The organism is Alphaproteobacteria bacterium (genome assembly GCA_041396705.1).
Classification (GTDB): domain Bacteria; phylum Pseudomonadota; class Alphaproteobacteria; order CALKHQ01; family CALKHQ01; genus CALKHQ01.
On sequence record JAWKYB010000004.1, the window covers coordinates 115852 to 134751 of the forward strand.

The following is an 18900-nucleotide window of genomic DNA, read 5'->3' on the forward strand; positions in this document are numbered from 1 at the left end:
GGGCCACGTGGGGCTGGATGGCGGTGGCATGCGAACAGGGGCGACGTGCGTGGCTTGGCTGCTATCGGCGGTGCTGGCCGGACCGGCCGGCGCCGGTGCGCTGACCGCCGACGATTTCGTCGGCGTCTGGTCCGGGCCGACCCTGCACGACCTGGCGGGTGGCGACTGGACGCAGGGCTCGTGCCTGGTGGACTGGGAGTTCCGTGCCGACCACATCCTGGTCGTCGACCGCATGGCGTCGTTCGGCTACTCGTGGGCGACCGGCAGCTGGGACGTCTGGTACGACGAGGAGACCCGGCAGGACCGTCTGCAGATCGTGCTGCTGGGCATGAACGGCTTCCACCCCGGAACCGGCGGCGACGTGTTCCACCTGCTGTTCAAGGCGGCGCCGGCCGGCGATGCGCGGATCGGCATGCTGCTGATCGGCTATGCCGAGAACGGCGTCGAGACGCCGCTCGACGACGGCGTACTGGTCAACCTGTGTGACCGCCGCAAGGGGCCGCCGCCGCCGCTGCACTGACCGGTTGCGAGAGCAAAGCGCCTGTGCTGCGGCTGCGGGCGCGGCTTGTCTGCGAAGCGGCGACCTATGCGGCGGCGAGCCGGGCGGTTTCCTCGGCCAGCACCCGTTCCATGTCGCGACCGTATTCCTGCTGGCCGTGGCTGTAGGTCGGGCCGGAGATCACCGGCCCATGCTGCCTGCCCTCGACGCCCCACAACGGGAATTCCGCATGCGGGTTGATGCCTTCGTCGACCCACGCGCCGACCGTGCCGGACCGGATGAAGTGATAGGCAAGGCCCGCACGGCCGCGGTCGGTGTCGTTGCGGGCGGTGCCGTGGGGCACGTTGAAGCAGAACGCGATCACGCCGCCGGCCTTCACCGGCAGCAGCACCGGCTCGTCGCCCGCGGCGGGATACATCCGGAAGTGATGATCGCTTTCCGGATCCTCGACATGCTCGATCCGCCGGTCCGCGTAGCCGGGCAACACGCGCATGCAGCCGTTCGCGGCATTGGCATCGTGGATCGCGATCCACAGGCCGAGGCCGAGGAACGGGTCGTCGACGCCGAAATAGTAGTTGTCCTGGTGCCAGTTGGTGCCGGCGCCGACGCGGCCCGGCTTGTAGAAGATCTGGTCGAGGAACTTGTAGGTCGGACCGCCCAGCAGCGCGGTGACCAGCTCGCGGACCTTGGGGTGGAAGGGCAGGGCGGCAAAGAACGGGTGATGGTAGGACAGCGGGCAGATTTGCAGGTTCAGCTTGTCGCTGCGGCGGGTGACCCGGTCGAAATCGGTGGCGACGTTGTGCAGCTTGCCGGCGTCGAGCAGTTCCCGCAGCCCGCCCTGCAGCGCCGCGACCTCCTGCGTCGAGAAGAACGGATCGACGACGACATAGCCGTCGCGCCGAAACCGGCCGGCGAGTTCGCTGATGTCCATTTGCTCCTCCCCAGGGCAAGCGCCGCGCGGAGGCATGCGGCGCGGCTCGACGATAGCACCGGCACGGGAAGCGGCAAATGCCGGGAGGGGCCGGACTGCGCGTGACCGCGCGGTTCCTACTCCAGCGCGATCCCGCCGACAGGATCGGTGAGGAAATGGAGCGTGTAGGTGCCCGGCGTGCCGCTGGCGAGGAAGTAGTAGCTCTCGGCGAACGGCCCGGCCGGGAACGCGTCTGCCGAATAGGTCACGGTGCTGGCGGTGACCGAGTCCGGCCGCGCCCGGCCGAGGTTGACGGCGACGCGGCCGTCGGGATCGACCAGTTGCAGATAGCGCGGGGCGACGACGAAACCCGACTGGCCGTCGGTGCGGTTGCCGGCCAGCGCGGTGATGGCCACGTCAAGCCGGAGCAGCGCACCGCTTGTCGCCGACATCGATCCGGCGACGCCGGGCCCGGCCGCGTAGACCGACACCGGCACGGCGTCGACGCGGTGCAGCGCCTCGATCGCGAACGCGGCCAGCGCCGACGGGGCGAGCGGCACCTCGGCCGCGCCCGGAATCGCGATCTCGGTGGCGAAGAACTCGCCGAAGGTCAAGGTCGCCGCGGTCGCGCCCTCCGGCACCGCCCACACCGCCTCGACGACGAGGTCGGCATCTTCCTCGGGCCAGTCGCGCGGCCGGCGAGCGGACACGTAGCGCGGCACCGCTTCGAACGCAGCGCGATAGGCGAAGCTGCCGAACGCGCTCAGCGGCTCGCCGCCGGGCACGGTCAGCGTCAGGTCGCGCGCGCCAAGCGAGACGCTGTCCAGCGACTCGGACCAGGGCACGTCGACCAGCGCCGAAACGTGGACCAGGGTCTGTCCGGGCGCCGCGATGACCGCCGGCACGCAGCAGGGCAGCCCGAACTCGGCCTGGGTATCGACCAGGCTGTCGTAACGGTGAACCTCCAGTGCGAGGAACGGCCACGGGTCCTGCGCGGCGGCCCCGGCGGCAAGCGCGGCAGCCAGCAGCGTGGCGGCAGCAACGCGCAACGGCAGCACGTGATGCATTGGCGGATTCCTTCCGCTGGCCGTATGACCGGCCTCTACTCGACCGTGATCTGCCCGACCGGGTCGTTGAAATAGTACAACGTGTAGGTGCCCGGGGCGCCGTCGGTCAGCCAGTAGAAGCTCTCGTCGAAGCTGGCGCCGATGAAAGCGTTGCCGGAGTACGAGTTGGAGGTGTCGGTGATCAGCCCGTCGCCGAGATACTGGCCCAGCGGCACCTGCGGCAGGCCGTCGGGCCCGGCAAGTTGCATGTACCGGGTGTAGATGAGATAGCCGGCATTGCCGCCGACGCTGCTGTCGATCAGCGGCGTGATGTCGAAGTCGACGCGCAGGATCCTGCCGGCCGCGGGGATGACGGTGCCGGCCACGTCCTGCCGGTTGATGGTGTGCGTCATGCTCAGGCTGTCGAGCAGCGCGAAGCCGGTGATCGCGAAATCGGCGGTGTCGGCGGGCGAGATCGGCTCGCTGACCTCGGCCGGGAACTCGATCGGTACGCTGTAGAACTCGTCCAGTATCAGGATGGCCGTCATCGCGTCTTCCGGCAGCAGCCAGACCTGCTCGATCTCCAGATATTCGGGCTCTTCGTTCTCCGGCCAGTCGCGCGGGCGCGAGGCGGAGATGCCGCCGCCGGCGCTCTCGAACAGGCCGCGCCGGTCGTAGTCGCCGATCGGTGCCAGCGGCTCGCCCCCCGGCACGGTCATCGTCAGCTTTGACGCCGAGACCGACACGCGATCCAGTTCCGCCGACCAGGGCACGTCGATGACGGCGGAGACGTGGATCAGCGCATAGCCCGGCGCCTGGATCACGTGCGGCGCGCAGCAGGCGATGCCCACGTCCTCGTTGGTGTCGACCAGGCTGGCGTAGCGGAAGACCTCCAGCGAGACGAATGGCCAGGGCTCCTGCGATGCGGCGCTGGCCGCGAAGGGGCCGGCCAGGGCGGCGCCGACAAGGACAAGCGAGGCGGATTTGCTGAACATGGGTTTCGGGCTCTCCGGGTCTGTTGCGGGCGCTGCCGGCGAAGGGACCGTCGCACCATAGCCGGTGTGCCGTTCGACGCAACCCGTTGACGCCGGCGCCCGCGGCCAGAATGATGCGCCCGTCATCCGGGTCCGGACCTTCCACCCTCGAGCGCGGCGACGAGCACCGAGGCGGCCTTCGCGTGGGCCGGCCCGCCTACAGCCGACCGGCAGCCGTATTAACGTTCCCGCAGGCCGGTACAACCGCATCCACCAGGGAGGGACGCATGACGAAGATTAAGTGGGGCATTATCAGCACGGCGCTGATCGGCACGGCCAAGGTGATTCCGGGCATGCAGACCAGTCCCGATTGCGAGATCGTGGCGATCGCCTCGCGCTCGGCCGACAAGGCGAAGGCTGCGGCCGACAAGCTGGGCATCGCCAAGGCCTACGGCTCCTATGAAGCGATGCTGGCCGACCCGGAGATCGAGGCGGTCTACAACCCGTTGCCGAACAACTACCACGTGCCGGTGTCGATCCAGGCGCTGGAGGCCGGCAAGCACGTGCTGTGCGAGAAACCGATCGCGATGCACGCCGCGGAGCTCGAGGCGCTGATCGCCGCGCGCGACCGCACCGGCAGGCAGTGCGTGGAGGCGTTCATGGTGCGCCACCATCCGCAGTGGCAGCGCACCCGCGAGCTGGCGCGGTCTGGCGCGCTGGGCCGGGTGATGTCGGTCAACGGCCTGTTCTGCTATTTCAACCGCGACCCGGCCAACATCCGCAACATCCCGGAAACCGGCGGCGGCGCCATGTACGACATCGGCTGCTATCCGATCGTCACCTCGCGCTATGTGTTCGGCGAGGAACCGCGGCGGGTGGCGGCGATCACCGAGTACGACCCGGATTTCAAGTGCGACCGGCTGGCCTCGGTGCTGCTCGACTACCCGTCCGGCCAGGCCGCGTTCACCGTGTCGACCCAGATGGCCAATTACCAGCGCATGCACATCTGCGGCGAGAAGGCGCGGGTCGAGGTCGAGATCCCGTTCAACGCGCCGCCGGACAGGCCGTGCCGGATCTTCGTCGACGACGGCTCCAAGCTGGGCGACCAGAGCAGGCGGGTCGAGGAGTTCCCCACCTGCGACCAGTACGGCCTGCAGGGCAGCGCGGTCTCCCAGGCGTTCCGCGCGGGTCATTCCGGCGAGTTTCCGCTGGAGGACGCGGTGAAGAACATGCGGGTCATCGATGCCGCGCTGGAGGCGGGACGGACCGGCCGATGGGTCGAGCTGGCGGCCTGAACGATCCCGCGGCCGCGGACGCGGCCAATGCGGCGCGGCTTCGCCGCTTCGCCACCCGTGAGGCGCCGCGGCTGTCGCCGTTCTATGCCGCGCTGGCGGGCTTCGCGGCCGAGGCGCCGGACGCGCTTGCCATCCTGCGCCACCGGCTGCCGGGCCAGCCGCCGGCGAACATGCTGCTCGGCGCCGTTCACCGCCTGCTGCTGGACGGCGCCGACCACGACCTGCGCGCGTTCTATCCGAACCTGGTCGAGCGGCCGCGGCCGCTCGGCGAGGCAGGCCCGGCATTGGCCGACTTCTGCCGGCGCTTCCGCGAGCCGCTCACTGCCATCGTGGCGCGGCGCGTGACCTGCACCAACGAGGTGCGGCGCGCGATCATGCTCCGGCTGGGCTTCGGCTGGATGGCGGCGCACGGCGCGGCCGAGGGCGCCCGGCCCGGCCTGGTCGAGATCGGCTGCAGCGCCGGGCTCAATCTCAACTGGGACCGTTTCCGCATCGACCTCGGCCGGCACGGACGGTTCGGGCCGCGCGATGCGCCGCTGACCCTGGGCTGCCGCGTCGACGGCGCCGGTCCGGTTGCCGCCGGCGGGCCGCTGCCCGCCTTCGCACGGCGCATCGGCATCGACGTGGTGCGCAGCGATCCGGCCGACGCCGGCGATCGGGCCTGGATGCAGGCGCTGGTCTGGCCTGACAACCCCGGGCGGCGGGCGGCGCTCGACGCCGCCATCGCCATCGCCATCGCCCATCCGGCCGAGATCCGCATCGGCGATGCCGCGCGCCTGGTCGGGCCGGTCCTGGCCGGTCTTGCAGATGACGGACCGGTCTGGGTGTTCCACAGCGTGATGATGTACCAGCTGCCGGTCCAGCGGCGGCTGGCGATCGAGCGGGCGCTCGCGGCGGCCTCGCGCCGGCGTCCGGTGTGGCGGCTGGCTTTCGAGGGGGAGGGCGCGCGCCGCTATGTGCTGCGGGTCGTCCGCTACGGCGGCGGCCAGCGCCGCATGCAGGTGCGACTGGCCGAATCCGACGGCCATGTGACCGCTGTGAGGCTGTACCGCCCCATCATGTCCCGTTGAGCGGGCGGCATGATGCCCCGCGCGCCGATGCGCGCGGGGCACCATGATTTATCGCAGGCTGACCTTTGCCGAGCAGCCGTCGCCGAGCCCGATGCAGTAGGTCACAATCTCGCCGGTCACGCCGTCTTCCTGTTCGTAGGCGGCCATCTTGACCTCGGTGACGCCCTGCACCTCCAGTTGCTCGCGGCCGATGTCCTGCAGCAGCCGCTTGAATTCCGGGATGACCAGCTGGCACAGCTTGTCGGGTGCAGACGGATTGCGCAGTTCGCCGATCATCACGACGCCGATTCCCTCGACCTCCAGCAGGAAGCCCTGGCCTTCGTTGACTTCGGCAGCGGACACGAAGTCCGATTCCGAATACCTGCTGAAATCGACGGCCTGGGCGTCGAGGGTGGCCAATTGCGCTGCGACAACACAGGCGATTCCGGCTGCAATGCTTCGCATATGATTGTGCCCTTTCCTGGTCTCTTTGCTGATTTCGTGATGTTCCGCTTGCTCGATGCTGCGGGCGCTGCGAATGAGCGCAATGGCTTCGTGCAGGTCGAATGTGTCACGATTGTGATCGCGCGCGGACCGACGGCCGGCACCGCGCTGAGACAGTCGGCTGCTCATTTCACAATAAATACGACGTAGAAACGTACTTTATTTCGGTTGACGGCAGGCAAGGAGCGCGCCATAGTCCCTGTCACAGCGCCGATTTGAGCAGCAGATTGCGGGCGCTATACAAATTCGGCTAAAGCGTTGGCGGATCCCGCCCAGCGTGTGCTGCGGCGGGTTTTTTGTTCCGTCGCATTCGGCCTGCGCCCGGCGCAGGTGTCCGCGACACTCAAGAAATCCCGCCTCTTGCAACCGAGCGGCCGCGGCCGCGCTGAACGAGAGGTGACGGGACCATGTCCCACGATATTGGACGCAGGAAACTGATCGGCGGGGCCGTGCTGGCGCTGGGCCTTGCCGCCGCGGCCGACGCGCCGGCGCTGGCACAGCCCGAGCAGGTGGTGCTCGACTGGGCCTACTACAACCCGGTCAGCCTGCTGCTGCTGAACAAGGGCTGGGTCGAGGAGGAATTCGCCAAGGACGGGATCGACGTCGCCTGGATCCAGAGCCATGGCAGCAACAAGGCGATCGAGTTCCTGAACAGCGGCGGCCTGGACTTCGGCTCGACCGCCGGTGCCGCGGCGCTGCTGGCGCACATCAACGGCAGCGAGATCCAGTCGATCTATGTCTACTCCAAGCCGGAATGGACCGCGCTGGTCACCCGGCCCGACACCGGCATTGCCACGGTGGAGGACCTGAAGGGCCATACCGTGGCGGTGACCCGGGGTACCGACCCTTACATCTTCCTGCTGCGTGCGCTGGCCGAGCACGGTCTCAGCGAAGCCGACATCGAGCCGGTGCTGCTGCAGCACGCGGACGGCGGCAACGCGCTGCTGCGCGGCGACGTCGATGCCTGGGCCGGCCTCGATCCGATGATGGCCGCGGCGGAGCTGGAGAGCGGGGCGGTGCTGTTCTACCGCAACGCCGACCTCAACACCTATGGCACGCTCAACGTGCGCACCGCCTTCGCCGAGGAGAACCCGGAGATCGTGCTGCGCGTGATAAGGCTGTACGAGCGGGGGCGGGAATACGCGCTCGCCCATCCGGACGAGCTGCGCGACATCCTGCGCGACGCCGCCGGGCTGACCGATGCGGTGGCCGAGAGGCAGCTGTCCGAGCGGACGGACCTGAGCGCGCCGTTCATCGGCCAGACCCAGATCGACGCGATCACCGCTGCCGGTGTCGCCCTGCAGGGCGCCGGCATCATCGAGGCCGACGTGGACGTGGCGGGCCATGTCCAGGCGCTGATCAACCCGAGCTACGGCGAGACGGTGGCGGCCGAATAGGGCCGGACGGGAGGACATCGTGATGACAGACGTGACCCATCGCGACGTGCCGGCCGCAACCGGCAGCTGGGCGGTTCGCCCGGCTGCCGGCTGGCTGCGTCGCCAGGTCGGTCCGCGCTTGCTGGTCGGTCTGATCGTGCCGGCCATCGCGCTGGTCGGCTGGGAACTGCTGGCCGCCGCGGATCTGATCTCCACCAAGATCCTGCCGCCGCCGTCGGCGGTGCTGGGCACGATCGGCGGGTTGGCGGCCGACGGCTCGCTGTGGGGCCACGTCTGGATCACGCTGTGGCGGGTGGCGCTGGGCTTCCTGTTCGGGGTGGCGGCCGGCACCGTGCTCGGCGCCGTCACCGGCTATTCCACCACGCTGTACCGCCTGCTCGACCCGACCATCCAGGGTCTGCGGTCGATCCCGTCGATCGCCTGGGTGCCGCTGTTCATCCTGTGGTTCGGCATCTTCGAGGTGCCGAAAGTGACGCTGATCGCGGTCGGCGTGTTCTTCCCTGTCTACCTGGGCCTGGCGACGGCGGTGCACGGCGTCGACCGCAAGCTGGTCGAGGTGGCGCGGATCTATCGCTATGCGCCGCTGCAGCTGATCGGCCGCGTGCTGCTGCCGGCCTCGCTGCCGGCCTATGTCACCGCGCTGCGCAACGGCCTCGGTCTCGGCTGGATGTTCGTTGTCGCAGCCGAATTCATGGGTGCGAGCCAGGGGCTGGGCTACCTGCTGATCGACGGCCAGCAGACCGGCCGCGCCGCCATGATCCTGGCCGCGATCCTGCTGTTCGCGGTGATCGGCAAGCTGACCGACAGCCTGCTGCACTCGGCAACCAAGCCGCTGCTGCGCTGGCAGGACAGCTTCAAGAAGGGCTGATGCAATGCTGAAGGCGACCCACCTCAGCCGCGTGTTCGACGAGGAGCATGTGGCGCTGCACGATGTCAGCCTGGCGGTCGACGCCGGCGAGATCCTGGTGGTGCTCGGCGGCTCCGGCTGCGGCAAGAGCACGCTGCTGCGCATCCTGGCCGGTCTCGACCGGCCGACGCGCGGCGAGGCGACGCTGGACGGCGAGCCGATCACCGAGCCGAACCCGAAGCTGGGCCTCGTGTTCCAGGAGCCCCGCCTGATGCCTTGGCTGAAGGTACGCGACAACGTCGCCTTCGGACTGCGCGACCTGCCGGCCGACGTGCGCCGGCGCCGGGTCGAAGCGGCGCTGGAGCGGGTCGGCATCGCCCATCGCGCCGAGGCCTTTCCCAGCCAGCTCTCCGGCGGCCAGGCCCAGCGCGCCGCCATTGCGCGGGCGCTGGTGACCGAACCGTCGGTGCTGCTGTTCGACGAGCCGTTCAGCGCGGTCGACGCGCTGACCCGCAGCCAGCTGCAGGCCCATGTGCTGGAACTGTGGGAAGCCGACCGGCGGACCATGGTCGTGGTCACGCACGACATCGAGGAAGCGCTGATCATGGGCGACCGCATCCTGGTGATGCGGCCGCACCCCGGCCAGGTCCACTGCGAGCTCGCGGTCGACCTGCCGCGTCCGCGCGATATCGACGACCCGGCCTTCATCGCGCTGCGGCGGCGCACGCTGGCGCTGCTGCGCGAGGCCAGCGGCGCCCTTGACGACGCGGCCTGAGCGGGCAATTCACCGAGCGAACCCGAGCGCTTGGCCTCGGGGCCAGGAGAGGACCGATAAGGATGAGCGACCGGCAACAGGCGCTGCGCGACGCCCAGGCGCCGCTGAAGGCGCAGTACAAGGACAGGCCCGAAAGCGCCCACTGGACGCTGTCGGCGCGCGGCACGCTGCAGCCGGCGAAGCTGGCCTGCGCGGTCGACGGCTACAACGGCGCCATCGAGGCGGGACTGCATCCCGCCACCGGCGGCGACGGCACCCAGGCCTGCTCCGGCGACATGCTGCTGCAGGCGCTGTGCGCCTGTGCCGGGGTGACGCTGACCGCGGTCGCGACCGCGATGGGGCTCGACGTGCGCGGGGGCACGGTCAACGCCGAGGGCGACCTCGATTTCAAGGGCACCCTGGGCGTGGATCGCGCGGCACCGGTCGGCTTCACCCGGATCAGGTTGAATTTCGACGTCGACGGCACGCTGAGCGACGACCAGCGCGCCACGCTGCTGAAGCTGACGGAGCGCTACTGCGTCGTCGCCCAGACCATTGCCCAGGGCAGCCCGGTCGCGGCCAGCCTGACCGTCAACGGTGCGGCGGCCGCAGCGGCCGAGTAGGGCCGCTCAGGAGCCGTAGACCGACACCACCGCCTGTTGGCCCGCATTGATGATCATGTCGTAGTGCAGGACGATGCGGGTGATGTTGCGGCTGGGACCGTTCAGATTGATCCAGCGGGTACATTCGCCCGGGTTGACCAGCAGGCGCACGATCACGTCCTGGCTGCCGCCGTTGCCGAAATGCACGTCGATGTCCTGGAAGTGGACCGAGCGCTGTTCGACGCACAGCCGTACGGCGTTGTAGCGGGCACCGCCGGGCACCTGGATCACGTCGGTGTCGGAGTGATCGGCAACGGCGCGGGTGCCGAGCAGGGTGCCCTGCTGCGCAGACGCCGGCAGGGATGCGCCTGCGGCTGCGACGACGATGGCGAACAGGCCGAGGATCCTGCACATGATTGGGCGGTGCTCCGGTGTTGGGGCGCGCCGTTTCGGGCTGCGCGCGCTGGGTTGGGCGTCTGACGCCCCTCTATACGTACGCCGGCGCGGAAACCTGCGCGATGGCGCGAACGCCTATCCCGGGAAGGCCATGGCCCAGAGGATGCGGTCGACGCGGCGGCCGTCGTTCGCGAAGGGCAGCAGCAGGCACTGGAACGGCACGCGCATCGACAGGTCGAGCTCAGCCGGGCTGAGCTCGCACAGCACGGGCGTGGCCTCGCCGACGCAGGCGCGATGCGCGGCGATCAGGTCCATCTGCGCCGCGCCGACGAACAGGTCCGCCAGACAGGCGCAGGCCAGGTGCGGGCCGAAATGCTCGGCGATGCCGTCGCCGACGCTGTGGAACCGGAAGTCGGCGAAATCGACTTGCACGCTGGCCAGGAAGCGCAGGTCGGGCGCCAGCGCCCACGGCTGCAGGCTGCCGAAACGCGGCAACGCACCGTCCGCGCGGGGCAGGGCACGCCAATGCTCATAGGCTCTCGACAGGCGGCCGTGCCAGCTGCCAGAGCTTAGGATCGCTGCCGCATCGTCGCTAAGCAGTCGAAAATGCATCCCTGCCGTTCCCGCCGAAAGCGGAGCGCCGCCCGGATGCGGCCTCCACCTAGCCTGTGATGCCGGACCTGGGGCGCTCGGCCGGCGCGCGCCCTTCGACATGCACGCACGCCAGGATGCAAGACGCTCGTTTATTTCGGGTTATTTCGACCCGATTTCCCGCAAAGTTCGGGTTGTTTGTTCGGAATTTTACACCTGGATGTGTGATAAATGCCGCGCCGGACGCCCGCATAAGGAGAGACAACGGGGAATTCCGCGATCATGCGGCGAGTGTCGCGGCGTGATGGGCGATGTGATCTGCGATGAAGCTCTGGATGAAATAGTAGCTGTGGTCGTATCCCGGCTGGCGGCGCAACGTCAGCGGTTGGCCGGCGTCAGCGCAGGCGGCCTCGAACGCGTCCGGCCGCAGCTGTTCGTCCAGGAACTGGTCGGACAGGCCGACGTCGACCAGGATATGGCCGGTCCTCGCGCCGCCGCGGACCAGCGCCGTGGCGTCGTGCGCGGCCCAGGCCTCGCGATCGGCGCCCAGATAGCCGGTGAAGGCCTTGACGCCCCAGGGCACGTCGACCGGATGGCAGATCGGCGCGAACGCCGACACGCTGCGGTAGACGTCCGGGTGCTTCAGCGCGAGAGTGAGCGCGCCGTGGCCGCCCATCGAGTGGCCGGTGATGCCGATCGCGTCCGGCCGCACCGGAACTGCGCGGCGACCAGCGCGCGCAGCTCGTCGACGACATAGCGCTCCATGCGATAGTGCGCCGCCCAGGGCGACCGGGTCGCGTCGACATAGAAGCCGGCGCCAGTGCCGAAGTCCCAGTCGTCGTCCTCGCCCGCCAGCCCGGCGCCGCGCGGGCTGGTGTCGGGGAAGACCAGGGCAAGGCCGTGCTCCGCGGCGAAACGCTGGGCGTTCGCCTTGATCGTCGCCGTCTCCTCGGTGCATGTCAGCCCGGCGAGATAGTAGAGCGCCGGCACCGGCCCGGCCGCGGCCTGCGGCGGCAGGTAGAGGGCGACGCGCATCGGCGTGCCCGTCGCCGCGCTGTCGTGACGATAGAAGCCCTGGACGCCGCCGCAGCACTTCTGTTCCGAAAGGGTCTCCAGCGCCATCGGCCTGTCGCCGCCGCGTCTAGAACGTCACCACGCTGCGGATCGACTTGCCCTCGTGCATCAGGTCGAAGGCGTCGTTGATCTTGTCCAGCGGCATGGTGTGGGTGATCAGATCGTCGATGTTGATCTTGCCGTCCATGTACCAGTCGACGATCTTCGGCACGTCGGTGCGTCCCTTGGCGCCGCCGAATGCTGTGCCGCGCCACACGCGCCCGGTGACCAGCTGGAACGGGCGGGTCGATATCTCCTGGCCGGCCCCGGCGACGCCGATGATGATGCTCTCGCCCCAGCCCTTGTGGCAGCACTCCAGCGCCTGGCGCATGACCTTGACGTTGCCGATGCACTCGAAGCTGTAGTCGGCGCCGCCCTTGGTCAGGTTGACCAGATAGGGCACCAGGTCGCCCTCGACCTCGCTCGGGTTGACGAAATGGGTCATGCCGAACCTCTTGCCCAGCGCCTCGCGCGCCGGGTTGAGGTCGACGCCGACGATCATGTCGGCCCCGACCAGCCGGAGACCCTGGATGACGTTGAGCCCGATGCCGCCGAGGCCGAACACGACGCAGTTGGCGCCCGGCTCCACCTTCGCGGTGTTGATCACCGCGCCGATGCCGGTGGTGACGCCGCAGCCGATGTAGCAGATCTTGTCGAACGGCGCGTCGTCGCGAACCTTGGCCAGCGCGATCTCCGGCACCACGGTGTAGTTGGAAAACGTCGAGGTGCCCATGTAGTGGTAGAGCCGCTCGCCGCCGGCCGAGAAGCGGCTGGAGCCGTCGGGCATCAGTCCCTGGCCCTGGGTGACGCGGATCGCCTGGCACAGGTTGGTCTTGCCGCTGGTGCAGTAGTCGCACTGCCGGCATTCAGGCGTGTACAGCGGGATGACGTGGTCGCCCTTCCTCAGTGTCGTCACGCCGGCGCCGACGTCGACGACGACGCCCGCGCCCTCATGGCCGAGGATCGCGGGAAACAGGCCCTCCGGGTCGGCCCCGCTCAGCGTGAATGCGTCGGTGTGGCAGACGCCCGTCGCCTTGATCTCGACCAGCACCTCGCCGGCATTGGGGCCGGCGACGTCCACCTCGGTGATCTCAAGCGGCGCTCCGGCCTTGGTGGCGACGGCGGCACGGCTCTTCATCTGGTTCCTCCCCCGGCATGACGGTCAGCATTGCGGCGAGAAGCTGACAGACAAGACCCGCCGACGCAAGTCGGCGGGTCGCGCGATTCGGGGGCGGAGGCGGAACGGGTCGCGGTCAGGCGGCGACGACGAGCACCCAGTAGTATTTGAACTGGGGATCCTGCGGATTGAAGGCATAACCGGCGCCGGCCTGCCGCACGCGGCGGTCGGTCATGGTGCGGAAGTGGCCTTCGCTCTCGATCCAGTCGGCCACGGTGAATTCGGGCACCGCACGGCCGGCGGCGACGTTCTCGCCGACGATCTGGAAGTTGTAGCCGGCGCGCCGCACCCGGTCGGCCGGCATCGAGCCGTCGCTGCCGCGGTGGGGGCCGTGGCCGTAGGTGGCGAGCTGCGCCCGCATCGACTGCCAGGCCAGGTCCTCCGCGTGCTCCTGCGCCGCCTCCATCAGCCGTGCCTCGGCCGACAGCGGCGACAGGCCGTAGCGCGAGCGGACCGAATTGACCAACTCGATCAGGCGGATGACCTCGATGTTGTAGCCCGGGCCGTCGGCAAGCGCCGGCGCGGCCGCAACCAGGGTGGCGGCGCTGGCGAGGCCGAACAGCCGGCGCCGGCTGAGCGCGGTGTCACTGAACGACGATGCGGGGGGCTTGACGTGCATTCGCGTCCTCGCGGAACAGTTGATCCCAGACCTTGCGCGCGATGGTGCGGAAGGCCGCGGCGTGGGGGTCGTCGTCGGGGCCGAGCGCGACCGGCTCGCCCGCGTCGGATTTCTCGCGGATCGTCAGGTGCAGCGGGATCTCGCCGAGGAAGGGCACGCCCAGCGCCTCGGCCTCCCGCTTCGCGCCGCCATGGCCGAACAGATGCGCCTCGTGGCCGCAGTTCGGGCACACGTAGGTGCTCATGTTCTCGATGATCCCGAGGATCGGAACCTCGGTGCGCTTGAACATATTGATGCCCTTGCGGGCATCGGCGAGAGCGACGTCCTGCGGGGTCGACACGATCACCGCGCCGGAAAGCGGCGTACGCTGCGCAAGCGTCAGCTGCGCATCGCCGGTGCCGGGCGGCATGTCTACCACGAGCAGATCCAACGGCCCCCACTCCACGTCGCGCAGCATCTGTTCGAGCGCGCTCATCACCATAGGTCCACGCCATATCATAGGCGTAGACTCGTTAACGAGAAACCCGATCGACATTATATTGATGTTATATTTCTTAATGGGCGTTAACCTTTTCCCATCCGGCGAATCGGGTCTGTCATTAATGTTTAACATGCGCGGCATTGACGGGCCGTAGACGTCTGCATCGAGCAGGCCGATCCGATGGCCGTCGCGGGCGAGCGCCACCGCCAGGTTGACGGCGACGGTCGACTTGCCGACCCCGCCCTTGCCGCTCGCCACAGCAATGATCCTGGCGACACCGGGCGGCGTGGCGCCGGCGCCGCGGCCGGCGGCCGGCTTCGCCGCTGCGCCGCCGCGCTGAGCGGTCAGCACCGCAGTGGCGTGGGTGACGCCGGGCAGCGCGCGCAACGCACGCTCGGTCTCCTGGCGCACGGTCTCCAATGCCGGACCCTGGGCGGGATCGACCTCCAGCGAGACCGAGACCCGGCCGTCCTGCACCGCGATGCCGCCCACCATGCCTGCGGCGACGATGTCGCCGCCGCCGGGCAGCGTCACGCGGCTCAACGCCGCCCGGATGCGATTCTCGTCGATGCTTGCCATCGTGGCCGCCCTCTACTATTGACCCGTGGTCGCGCGCGTCGCCCCCAACTGCGCCATTGGCCGCGGATTACAGGCGCGCCATATACATCCCAGCGACGCGTTGTATATGAAGACGGCTCGCAGCGTCGAGCCAGGCGAGCGGGCGACAGGCACAGCCATGGGAGCGGAGTTGATGCCCTGGAAGAACCAAAGCGGCGGCAATGGCCCGTGGGGCGGTGACGGAGGCGGTCCCTGGGGCGGCGGCGGCGGTTCCGGCAACGACAACAACCAGGGCGGCAGCGGCGGTCCCTGGGGCAGCGGCGGTGGCGGCGGGCGCGGGCCCAATCAGCCCGGCTTCGACGACCTGATCCGGCAGGGCCAGGACCGCATGAAGCGCCTGTTGCCGGGCGGCCTGTTCGGCGGCGCCGGGATCATTTTGATCGTCATTGCCGTGATCGTGATCTGGTTCGGCTCCGGCTTCTACCGGGTCGAACCGGGCGAGCAGGGGGTGGTGTTGCGGTTCGGCGAGCATGTGGCCACCACCGGTCCCGGCCTCAATTTCCACTGGCCGTCGCCGATCGAGGCGGTCGAGGTGGTCGACGTGCTGCAAGAGCGTCAGACCGTCGTCGGCGTGCGCAACATCGGCGTGGCCTCCGGCTCGCAGCGCGATTCGATCGAGTATGTGATCGGCGAGAGCCGGATGGTGACCAGCGACGAGAACCTGATCGACCTGGGCTTCGTCGTCGTGTGGGACATCAAGGACGCCGCCGACTTCCTGTTCCAGGTCGAGAACCCGCATGACGTGGTGCGGCGCATCTCGGAAAGCGCGCTGCGCGAGACGGTGGCGCAGACCGAGATCGCGCAGCTGATCCTGCGATCCGGCGACAGCGCAGAGGCCGGCGCGAATGCACGTGAGGCCGTGCGCCTGGCCACCACGACGCGGCTGCAGAGCCAGCTGGACGAGTATCGCGCGGGCATCAACGTGCGCGACGTGCTGCTGCAAGGCGGCGACCCGCCGGCGGAGGTGATCCAGTCGTTCCGCGACGTCGACATCGCCGAGCAGAATGCCGACCGCCAGCGCAACCAGGCCACCGCCTACGCCAACCGGATCAAGGAGGAGGTCGGCGGCCAGGTGCAGCGCATCCTGGAGGACGCCCGCTCCTACGCCGCAAGCGTGACGGCGGAGGCCGACGGCCAGGCGGCGCGCTTCAATCAGGTGCTGGCCGCCTACTGGCAGTCGCCGGACGTGGTACGCCAGCGTCTTTACATCGACACCCTGGGGACCGTGTTGGCCAACATCGACAAGATCATCCTGGAAAGCGACAGCATCGCCGATTCCGTCGTGCCTTACCTGCCGCTGTCGGAGTTGCAGAACCGGCCGCGATCCAACTCGCAGCAGGGCGGCGCGACGACGACGTCCAACGCCGGCCAGGGAGGCAACCAATGAGTCGCGCGCGCTGGGCCGCAATCGGCGGCGTCGTCATCGTTGCCGCGTTCGCGGCGAACAGCGCCTTCTACACCGTGCGCGAGAACGAGCAGGTGCTCGTGCTGCAGTTCGGCGACGTGCGCGACGTCGTCCGCGCGCCCGGGCTGCAGTTCAAGACCCCGTTCATCCAGGATACGGTGGTGCTGGACAAGCGGGTGCTGCATTTCAGCCCGCCGGAAGAGGAGTTCACGCTGGCGGACTCCAAGCGCCTGGAGATCAGCACCATCGTGCTGTGGCGGATCGTCGACCCGGAACAGTTCTATCGAACGCTGACCACGGTGGAACAGGCTGAGGCGCGTATCGGCCAGCGCACCAATGCGGCGATGCGCACCGAGCTGCGGCTGCGCCCCCAGGCCGACGTCCTGTCGCCGGAACGCGGGCCGATCATCGAATCGATCCGCCAGCAGATCGCCGAGCAGCTTGCCGACAACGGCATCGAGATCGCCGACGTGCGCATCGTCAAGGCGGAGCTGCCCCAGGCGGTGACCGAATCCGTGCTCGAGAACATGCGTACCGAGCGCGAGCAGGAGGCGGCGGAGATCCGGGCGCGCGGCCAGCGCGATGCCGACATCACCCAGGCGGTCGCCGACCGCCAGGTCGCGGAGGCGATGGCCGACGCACGGCGCGAGGCGGAGACGATCCGCGGCGGCGCCGACAACTATGCGCTCAACGTGCTGTCGACCGCCTATGGCCGCGACGAGGAATTCTTCGCCTTCTACTACCGGCTGAACCAGTACCGCGACGCCCTGGCCGGGTCCAACACCCAGATGGTGCTGTCGGCCGACAGCGAGTTCCTCGACCTGCTGCGCGGGGTCGACACCCAGGGCTTCGTTGCGCCGTCGCCGGAGGCGATCGAGGAGCTGAACCGTATCGTCGAGGAGGCGGCCCGCCAGAATGCGCGAGACGCCTCTGGCGGCGGCGTGCCGCCGGCGCTCGAGCAATTGATCGACGATCCGGAGATTCTCGATGCCTTACAGGCCCCGGTGGACGGGGCGGCGCCGGACGCCGACGTGCCGCAGGACGGGACCGATCCCGACGACGGCGGCGCCGACTGACCGAACGTCAGGACCAGCACATCCGCAAGGGGTGAGCGCGATGCAGACAGGACATGTGCCCGCGGCGGGGCCGACGCCGAACGTGGCCGGGCGCGCGGTCGCCCGGTTGCTGGTGCTGATCGTCGGGCTCGGCCTGGCGTCGATGCCGGTGCAGGCCCAGGCGCCGGACGGCGCGCCGCTGAGCTTCGCCGACCTGGTCGACCAGCTGCTGCCCAGCGTGGTGAACATCTCCACCACCCAGCGCAGCGACACGCGCCGCCCGCCGGCGGTGCCGGAATTCCCCGAGGGCTCGCCGTTCGAGGACTTCTTCGACGATTTCATGGACGACCAGAACCCGGACCTGCAGCCGCGCGAGGCGACGGCGCTCGGTTCCGGTTTCATCGTCGATCCGGCCGGTTATGTGGTCACGAACCTGCACGTGATCGAGGGCGCGGACGAGATCCGGGTGATCCTGCATGACGACACCAACCTGCCCGCCGAGGTGCTCGGCACCGATCAGAAGACCGACCTGGCGCTACTGAAGGTGGAATCGCCGACGCCGCTGCCCTATTCGCCGTGGGGCGATTCCGACGCGTCGCGGGTCGGCGACTGGATCATCGCCATCGGCAACCCGTTCGGGCTCGGTGGCTCGGTCAGCGCCGGCATCATCTCGGCACGGGCCCGCGACCTCGATTCAGGCCCCTATGACGAGTACATCCAGACCGACGCCGCCATCAACCGCGGCAACTCCGGCGGCCCGATGTTCAATCTCGACGGCGAGATCATCGGCGTGAACACCGCGATCATCTCGCCGACCGGCGGCAGCGTCGGCATCGGCTTCGCCATCCCGTCGACCATCGCGCATTCGGTGATCGACCAGCTGCGCGAATACGGCCGCACCCGCCGCGGCTGGCTGGGCGTGCGCATCCAGCAGGTCACGCCGGAGATCGCCGAAAGTCTGGACCTGGACCATGCGCGTGGCGCGCTGATCGCCAGCGTCACCACCGACGGCCCGGCCGACGTGGCCGGCATCGAGGCCGGCGACGTGGTGCTGGAATTCGCCGGCCGTCCGGTGACCGACATGCGCCGGCTGCCGCGCATCGTCGCCGAGACGGCGATCGGGACGGAGGTGCCGGCCGTGGTCTGGCGCCGCGGCGAAGCGGTGACGGTGACCGTGGTGGTCGGCGAGCTCGACGAGACCGAGACCGCCGCCGGAACGGCGCCGCCGGCGGACCCCAACCAGTCGCAGAACGAGGCCGCGGTGGCCGAGCTCGGTTTGACGCTGGCAACGATCAGCGGCGAGCGGCGCGAGCAGTTCAACCTCGGCGTCGACACCGAGGGCGTGGTGGTGGTGGCGGTCGAGCCCGGCGGCCCCGCCGACCTGAAAGGCATTGTGCCCGGCGACGTGATCGTCGAGGTCATGCAGGAGGCCGTGACCTCGCCCGGCGAAGTGGCGATGCGCGTGCGCGAGGCGCAGGAGGTGGGGCGGCGTTCCGTCCTGGTGCTGATCGACCGCGGCGGCGAGCTGCGCTTCGAGGCCATCCGCATCCAGTAGCGGCCGGCCGGGC

Annotated in this window: 19 protein-coding genes and 1 pseudogene; 10 read left to right on the top strand and 10 right to left on the bottom strand. The window is 69.2% G+C overall.

The window, feature by feature from the left end; genetic code table 11:
- Nucleotides 1–49 precede the first annotated feature (49 nt).
- Nucleotides 50–520, top strand: a complete 471-nt coding sequence (locus R3F55_06650; GenBank protein ID MEZ5667099.1) for a hypothetical protein — start codon at nt 50–52, stop codon at nt 518–520.
- 64 nt (nt 521–584) lie between these two features.
- Here R3F55_06650 and R3F55_06655 read toward each other — a convergent pair whose 3' ends face one another.
- The 3 genes from R3F55_06655 to R3F55_06665 form a co-directional block, all read right to left on the bottom strand.
- Complete coding sequence (locus R3F55_06655; protein ID MEZ5667100.1) at nt 585–1430, bottom strand: phytanoyl-CoA dioxygenase family protein; 846 nt, start codon at nt 1428–1430, stop codon at nt 585–587.
- Nucleotides 1431–1546: 116 nt separating this feature from the next.
- Nucleotides 1547–2476 (bottom strand): hypothetical protein, encoded by a 930-nt coding sequence (locus tag R3F55_06660; protein ID MEZ5667101.1) that lies wholly within the window; start codon nt 2474–2476, stop codon nt 1547–1549.
- A 35-nt stretch (nt 2477–2511) separates the two neighbouring features.
- Nucleotides 2512–3450, bottom strand: a complete 939-nt coding sequence (locus R3F55_06665) for a hypothetical protein (protein ID MEZ5667102.1) — start codon at nt 3448–3450, stop codon at nt 2512–2514.
- Between the two features lie 266 nt (nt 3451–3716).
- On the opposite strand from R3F55_06665, the gene R3F55_06670 reads away from it, so the two are divergent.
- Both R3F55_06670 and R3F55_06675 read left to right on the top strand, forming a co-directional pair.
- Complete coding sequence (locus R3F55_06670) at nt 3717–4724, top strand: Gfo/Idh/MocA family oxidoreductase (protein MEZ5667103.1); 1008 nt, start codon at nt 3717–3719, stop codon at nt 4722–4724.
- Entirely contained in the window at nt 4703–5794 is a 1092-nt protein-coding gene (locus tag R3F55_06675; protein ID MEZ5667104.1) for a DUF2332 domain-containing protein, read from the top strand. The genes R3F55_06670 and R3F55_06675 overlap by 22 nt, the downstream gene beginning before the upstream one ends.
- A gap of 48 nt (nt 5795–5842) precedes the next feature.
- On the opposite strand, the gene R3F55_06680 is transcribed toward R3F55_06675, so the two are convergent.
- Nucleotides 5843–6406: a hypothetical protein gene (locus tag R3F55_06680; GenBank protein MEZ5667105.1), complete on the bottom strand. Its 564-nt coding sequence runs from the start codon at nt 6404–6406 to the stop codon at nt 5843–5845.
- A 278-nt stretch (nt 6407–6684) separates the two neighbouring features.
- Between R3F55_06680 and R3F55_06685 the strand changes: the two genes are divergently transcribed.
- The 4 genes from R3F55_06685 (at nt 6685) to R3F55_06700 (ending at nt 9898) form a co-directional block, all read left to right on the top strand.
- Entirely contained in the window at nt 6685–7674 is a 990-nt protein-coding gene (locus R3F55_06685; GenBank protein MEZ5667106.1) for an aliphatic sulfonate ABC transporter substrate-binding protein, read from the top strand.
- A 22-nt stretch (nt 7675–7696) separates the two neighbouring features.
- A complete protein-coding gene (locus R3F55_06690; protein ID MEZ5667107.1) occupies nt 7697–8542 on the top strand; it encodes an ABC transporter permease in 846 nt (281 codons plus the stop codon).
- A 4-nt stretch (nt 8543–8546) separates the two neighbouring features.
- Nucleotides 8547–9296 carry an ABC transporter ATP-binding protein gene (locus R3F55_06695; protein ID MEZ5667108.1) on the top strand — a complete coding sequence of 250 codons (750 nt, stop codon included), beginning with the start codon at nt 8547–8549 and terminating at the stop codon, nt 9294–9296.
- A 62-nt stretch (nt 9297–9358) separates the two neighbouring features.
- Nucleotides 9359–9898: an OsmC family protein gene (locus R3F55_06700; GenBank protein MEZ5667109.1), complete on the top strand. Its 540-nt coding sequence runs from the start codon at nt 9359–9361 to the stop codon at nt 9896–9898.
- 6 nt (nt 9899–9904) lie between these two features.
- Here R3F55_06700 and R3F55_06705 read toward each other — a convergent pair whose 3' ends face one another.
- The 6 genes and pseudogenes from R3F55_06705 to apbC all read right to left on the bottom strand — a co-directional run bounded on the left by R3F55_06705 (nt 9905) and on the right by apbC (nt 14833).
- Nucleotides 9905–10291 carry a DUF2541 family protein gene (locus tag R3F55_06705; protein MEZ5667110.1) on the bottom strand — a complete coding sequence of 129 codons (387 nt, stop codon included), beginning with the start codon at nt 10289–10291 and terminating at the stop codon, nt 9905–9907.
- A 117-nt stretch (nt 10292–10408) separates the two neighbouring features.
- On the bottom strand, nt 10409–10987 hold the full coding sequence (locus tag R3F55_06710; protein MEZ5667111.1) for a PAS domain-containing protein: 579 nt from the start codon (nt 10985–10987) through the stop codon (nt 10409–10411).
- Between the two features lie 157 nt (nt 10988–11144).
- Nucleotides 11145–11986: pseudogene (gene fghA, locus R3F55_06715) on the bottom strand (S-formylglutathione hydrolase).
- A gap of 19 nt (nt 11987–12005) precedes the next feature.
- On the bottom strand, nt 12006–13115 hold the full coding sequence (locus R3F55_06720; GenBank protein MEZ5667112.1) for an S-(hydroxymethyl)glutathione dehydrogenase/class III alcohol dehydrogenase: 1110 nt from the start codon (nt 13113–13115) through the stop codon (nt 12006–12008).
- A gap of 115 nt (nt 13116–13230) precedes the next feature.
- Nucleotides 13231–13773, bottom strand: coding sequence for a CAP domain-containing protein (locus tag R3F55_06725; GenBank protein MEZ5667113.1), 543 nt, complete (start codon nt 13771–13773; stop codon nt 13231–13233).
- Nucleotides 13739–14833, bottom strand: a complete 1095-nt coding sequence (gene apbC, locus R3F55_06730) for an iron-sulfur cluster carrier protein ApbC (protein MEZ5667114.1) — start codon at nt 14831–14833, stop codon at nt 13739–13741. The genes R3F55_06725 and apbC overlap by 35 nt, the downstream gene beginning before the upstream one ends.
- A gap of 172 nt (nt 14834–15005) precedes the next feature.
- On the opposite strand from apbC, the gene hflK reads away from it, so the two are divergent.
- From hflK to R3F55_06745, 3 genes are read left to right on the top strand one after another with little or no spacing between them, the layout of a single operon-like run.
- Nucleotides 15006–16259 (top strand): FtsH protease activity modulator HflK, encoded by a 1254-nt coding sequence (hflK, locus tag R3F55_06735; GenBank protein MEZ5667115.1) that lies wholly within the window; start codon nt 15006–15008, stop codon nt 16257–16259.
- Entirely contained in the window at nt 16256–17353 is a 1098-nt protein-coding gene (locus tag R3F55_06740) for a protease modulator HflC (protein ID MEZ5667116.1), read from the top strand. Before hflK ends, R3F55_06740 begins: the two co-directional genes overlap by 4 nt.
- Nucleotides 17354–17393: 40 nt before the next feature.
- On the top strand, nt 17394–18887 hold the full coding sequence (locus R3F55_06745) for a Do family serine endopeptidase (protein MEZ5667117.1): 1494 nt from the start codon (nt 17394–17396) through the stop codon (nt 18885–18887).
- The last annotated feature ends 13 nt before the right edge of the window (nt 18888–18900 follow it).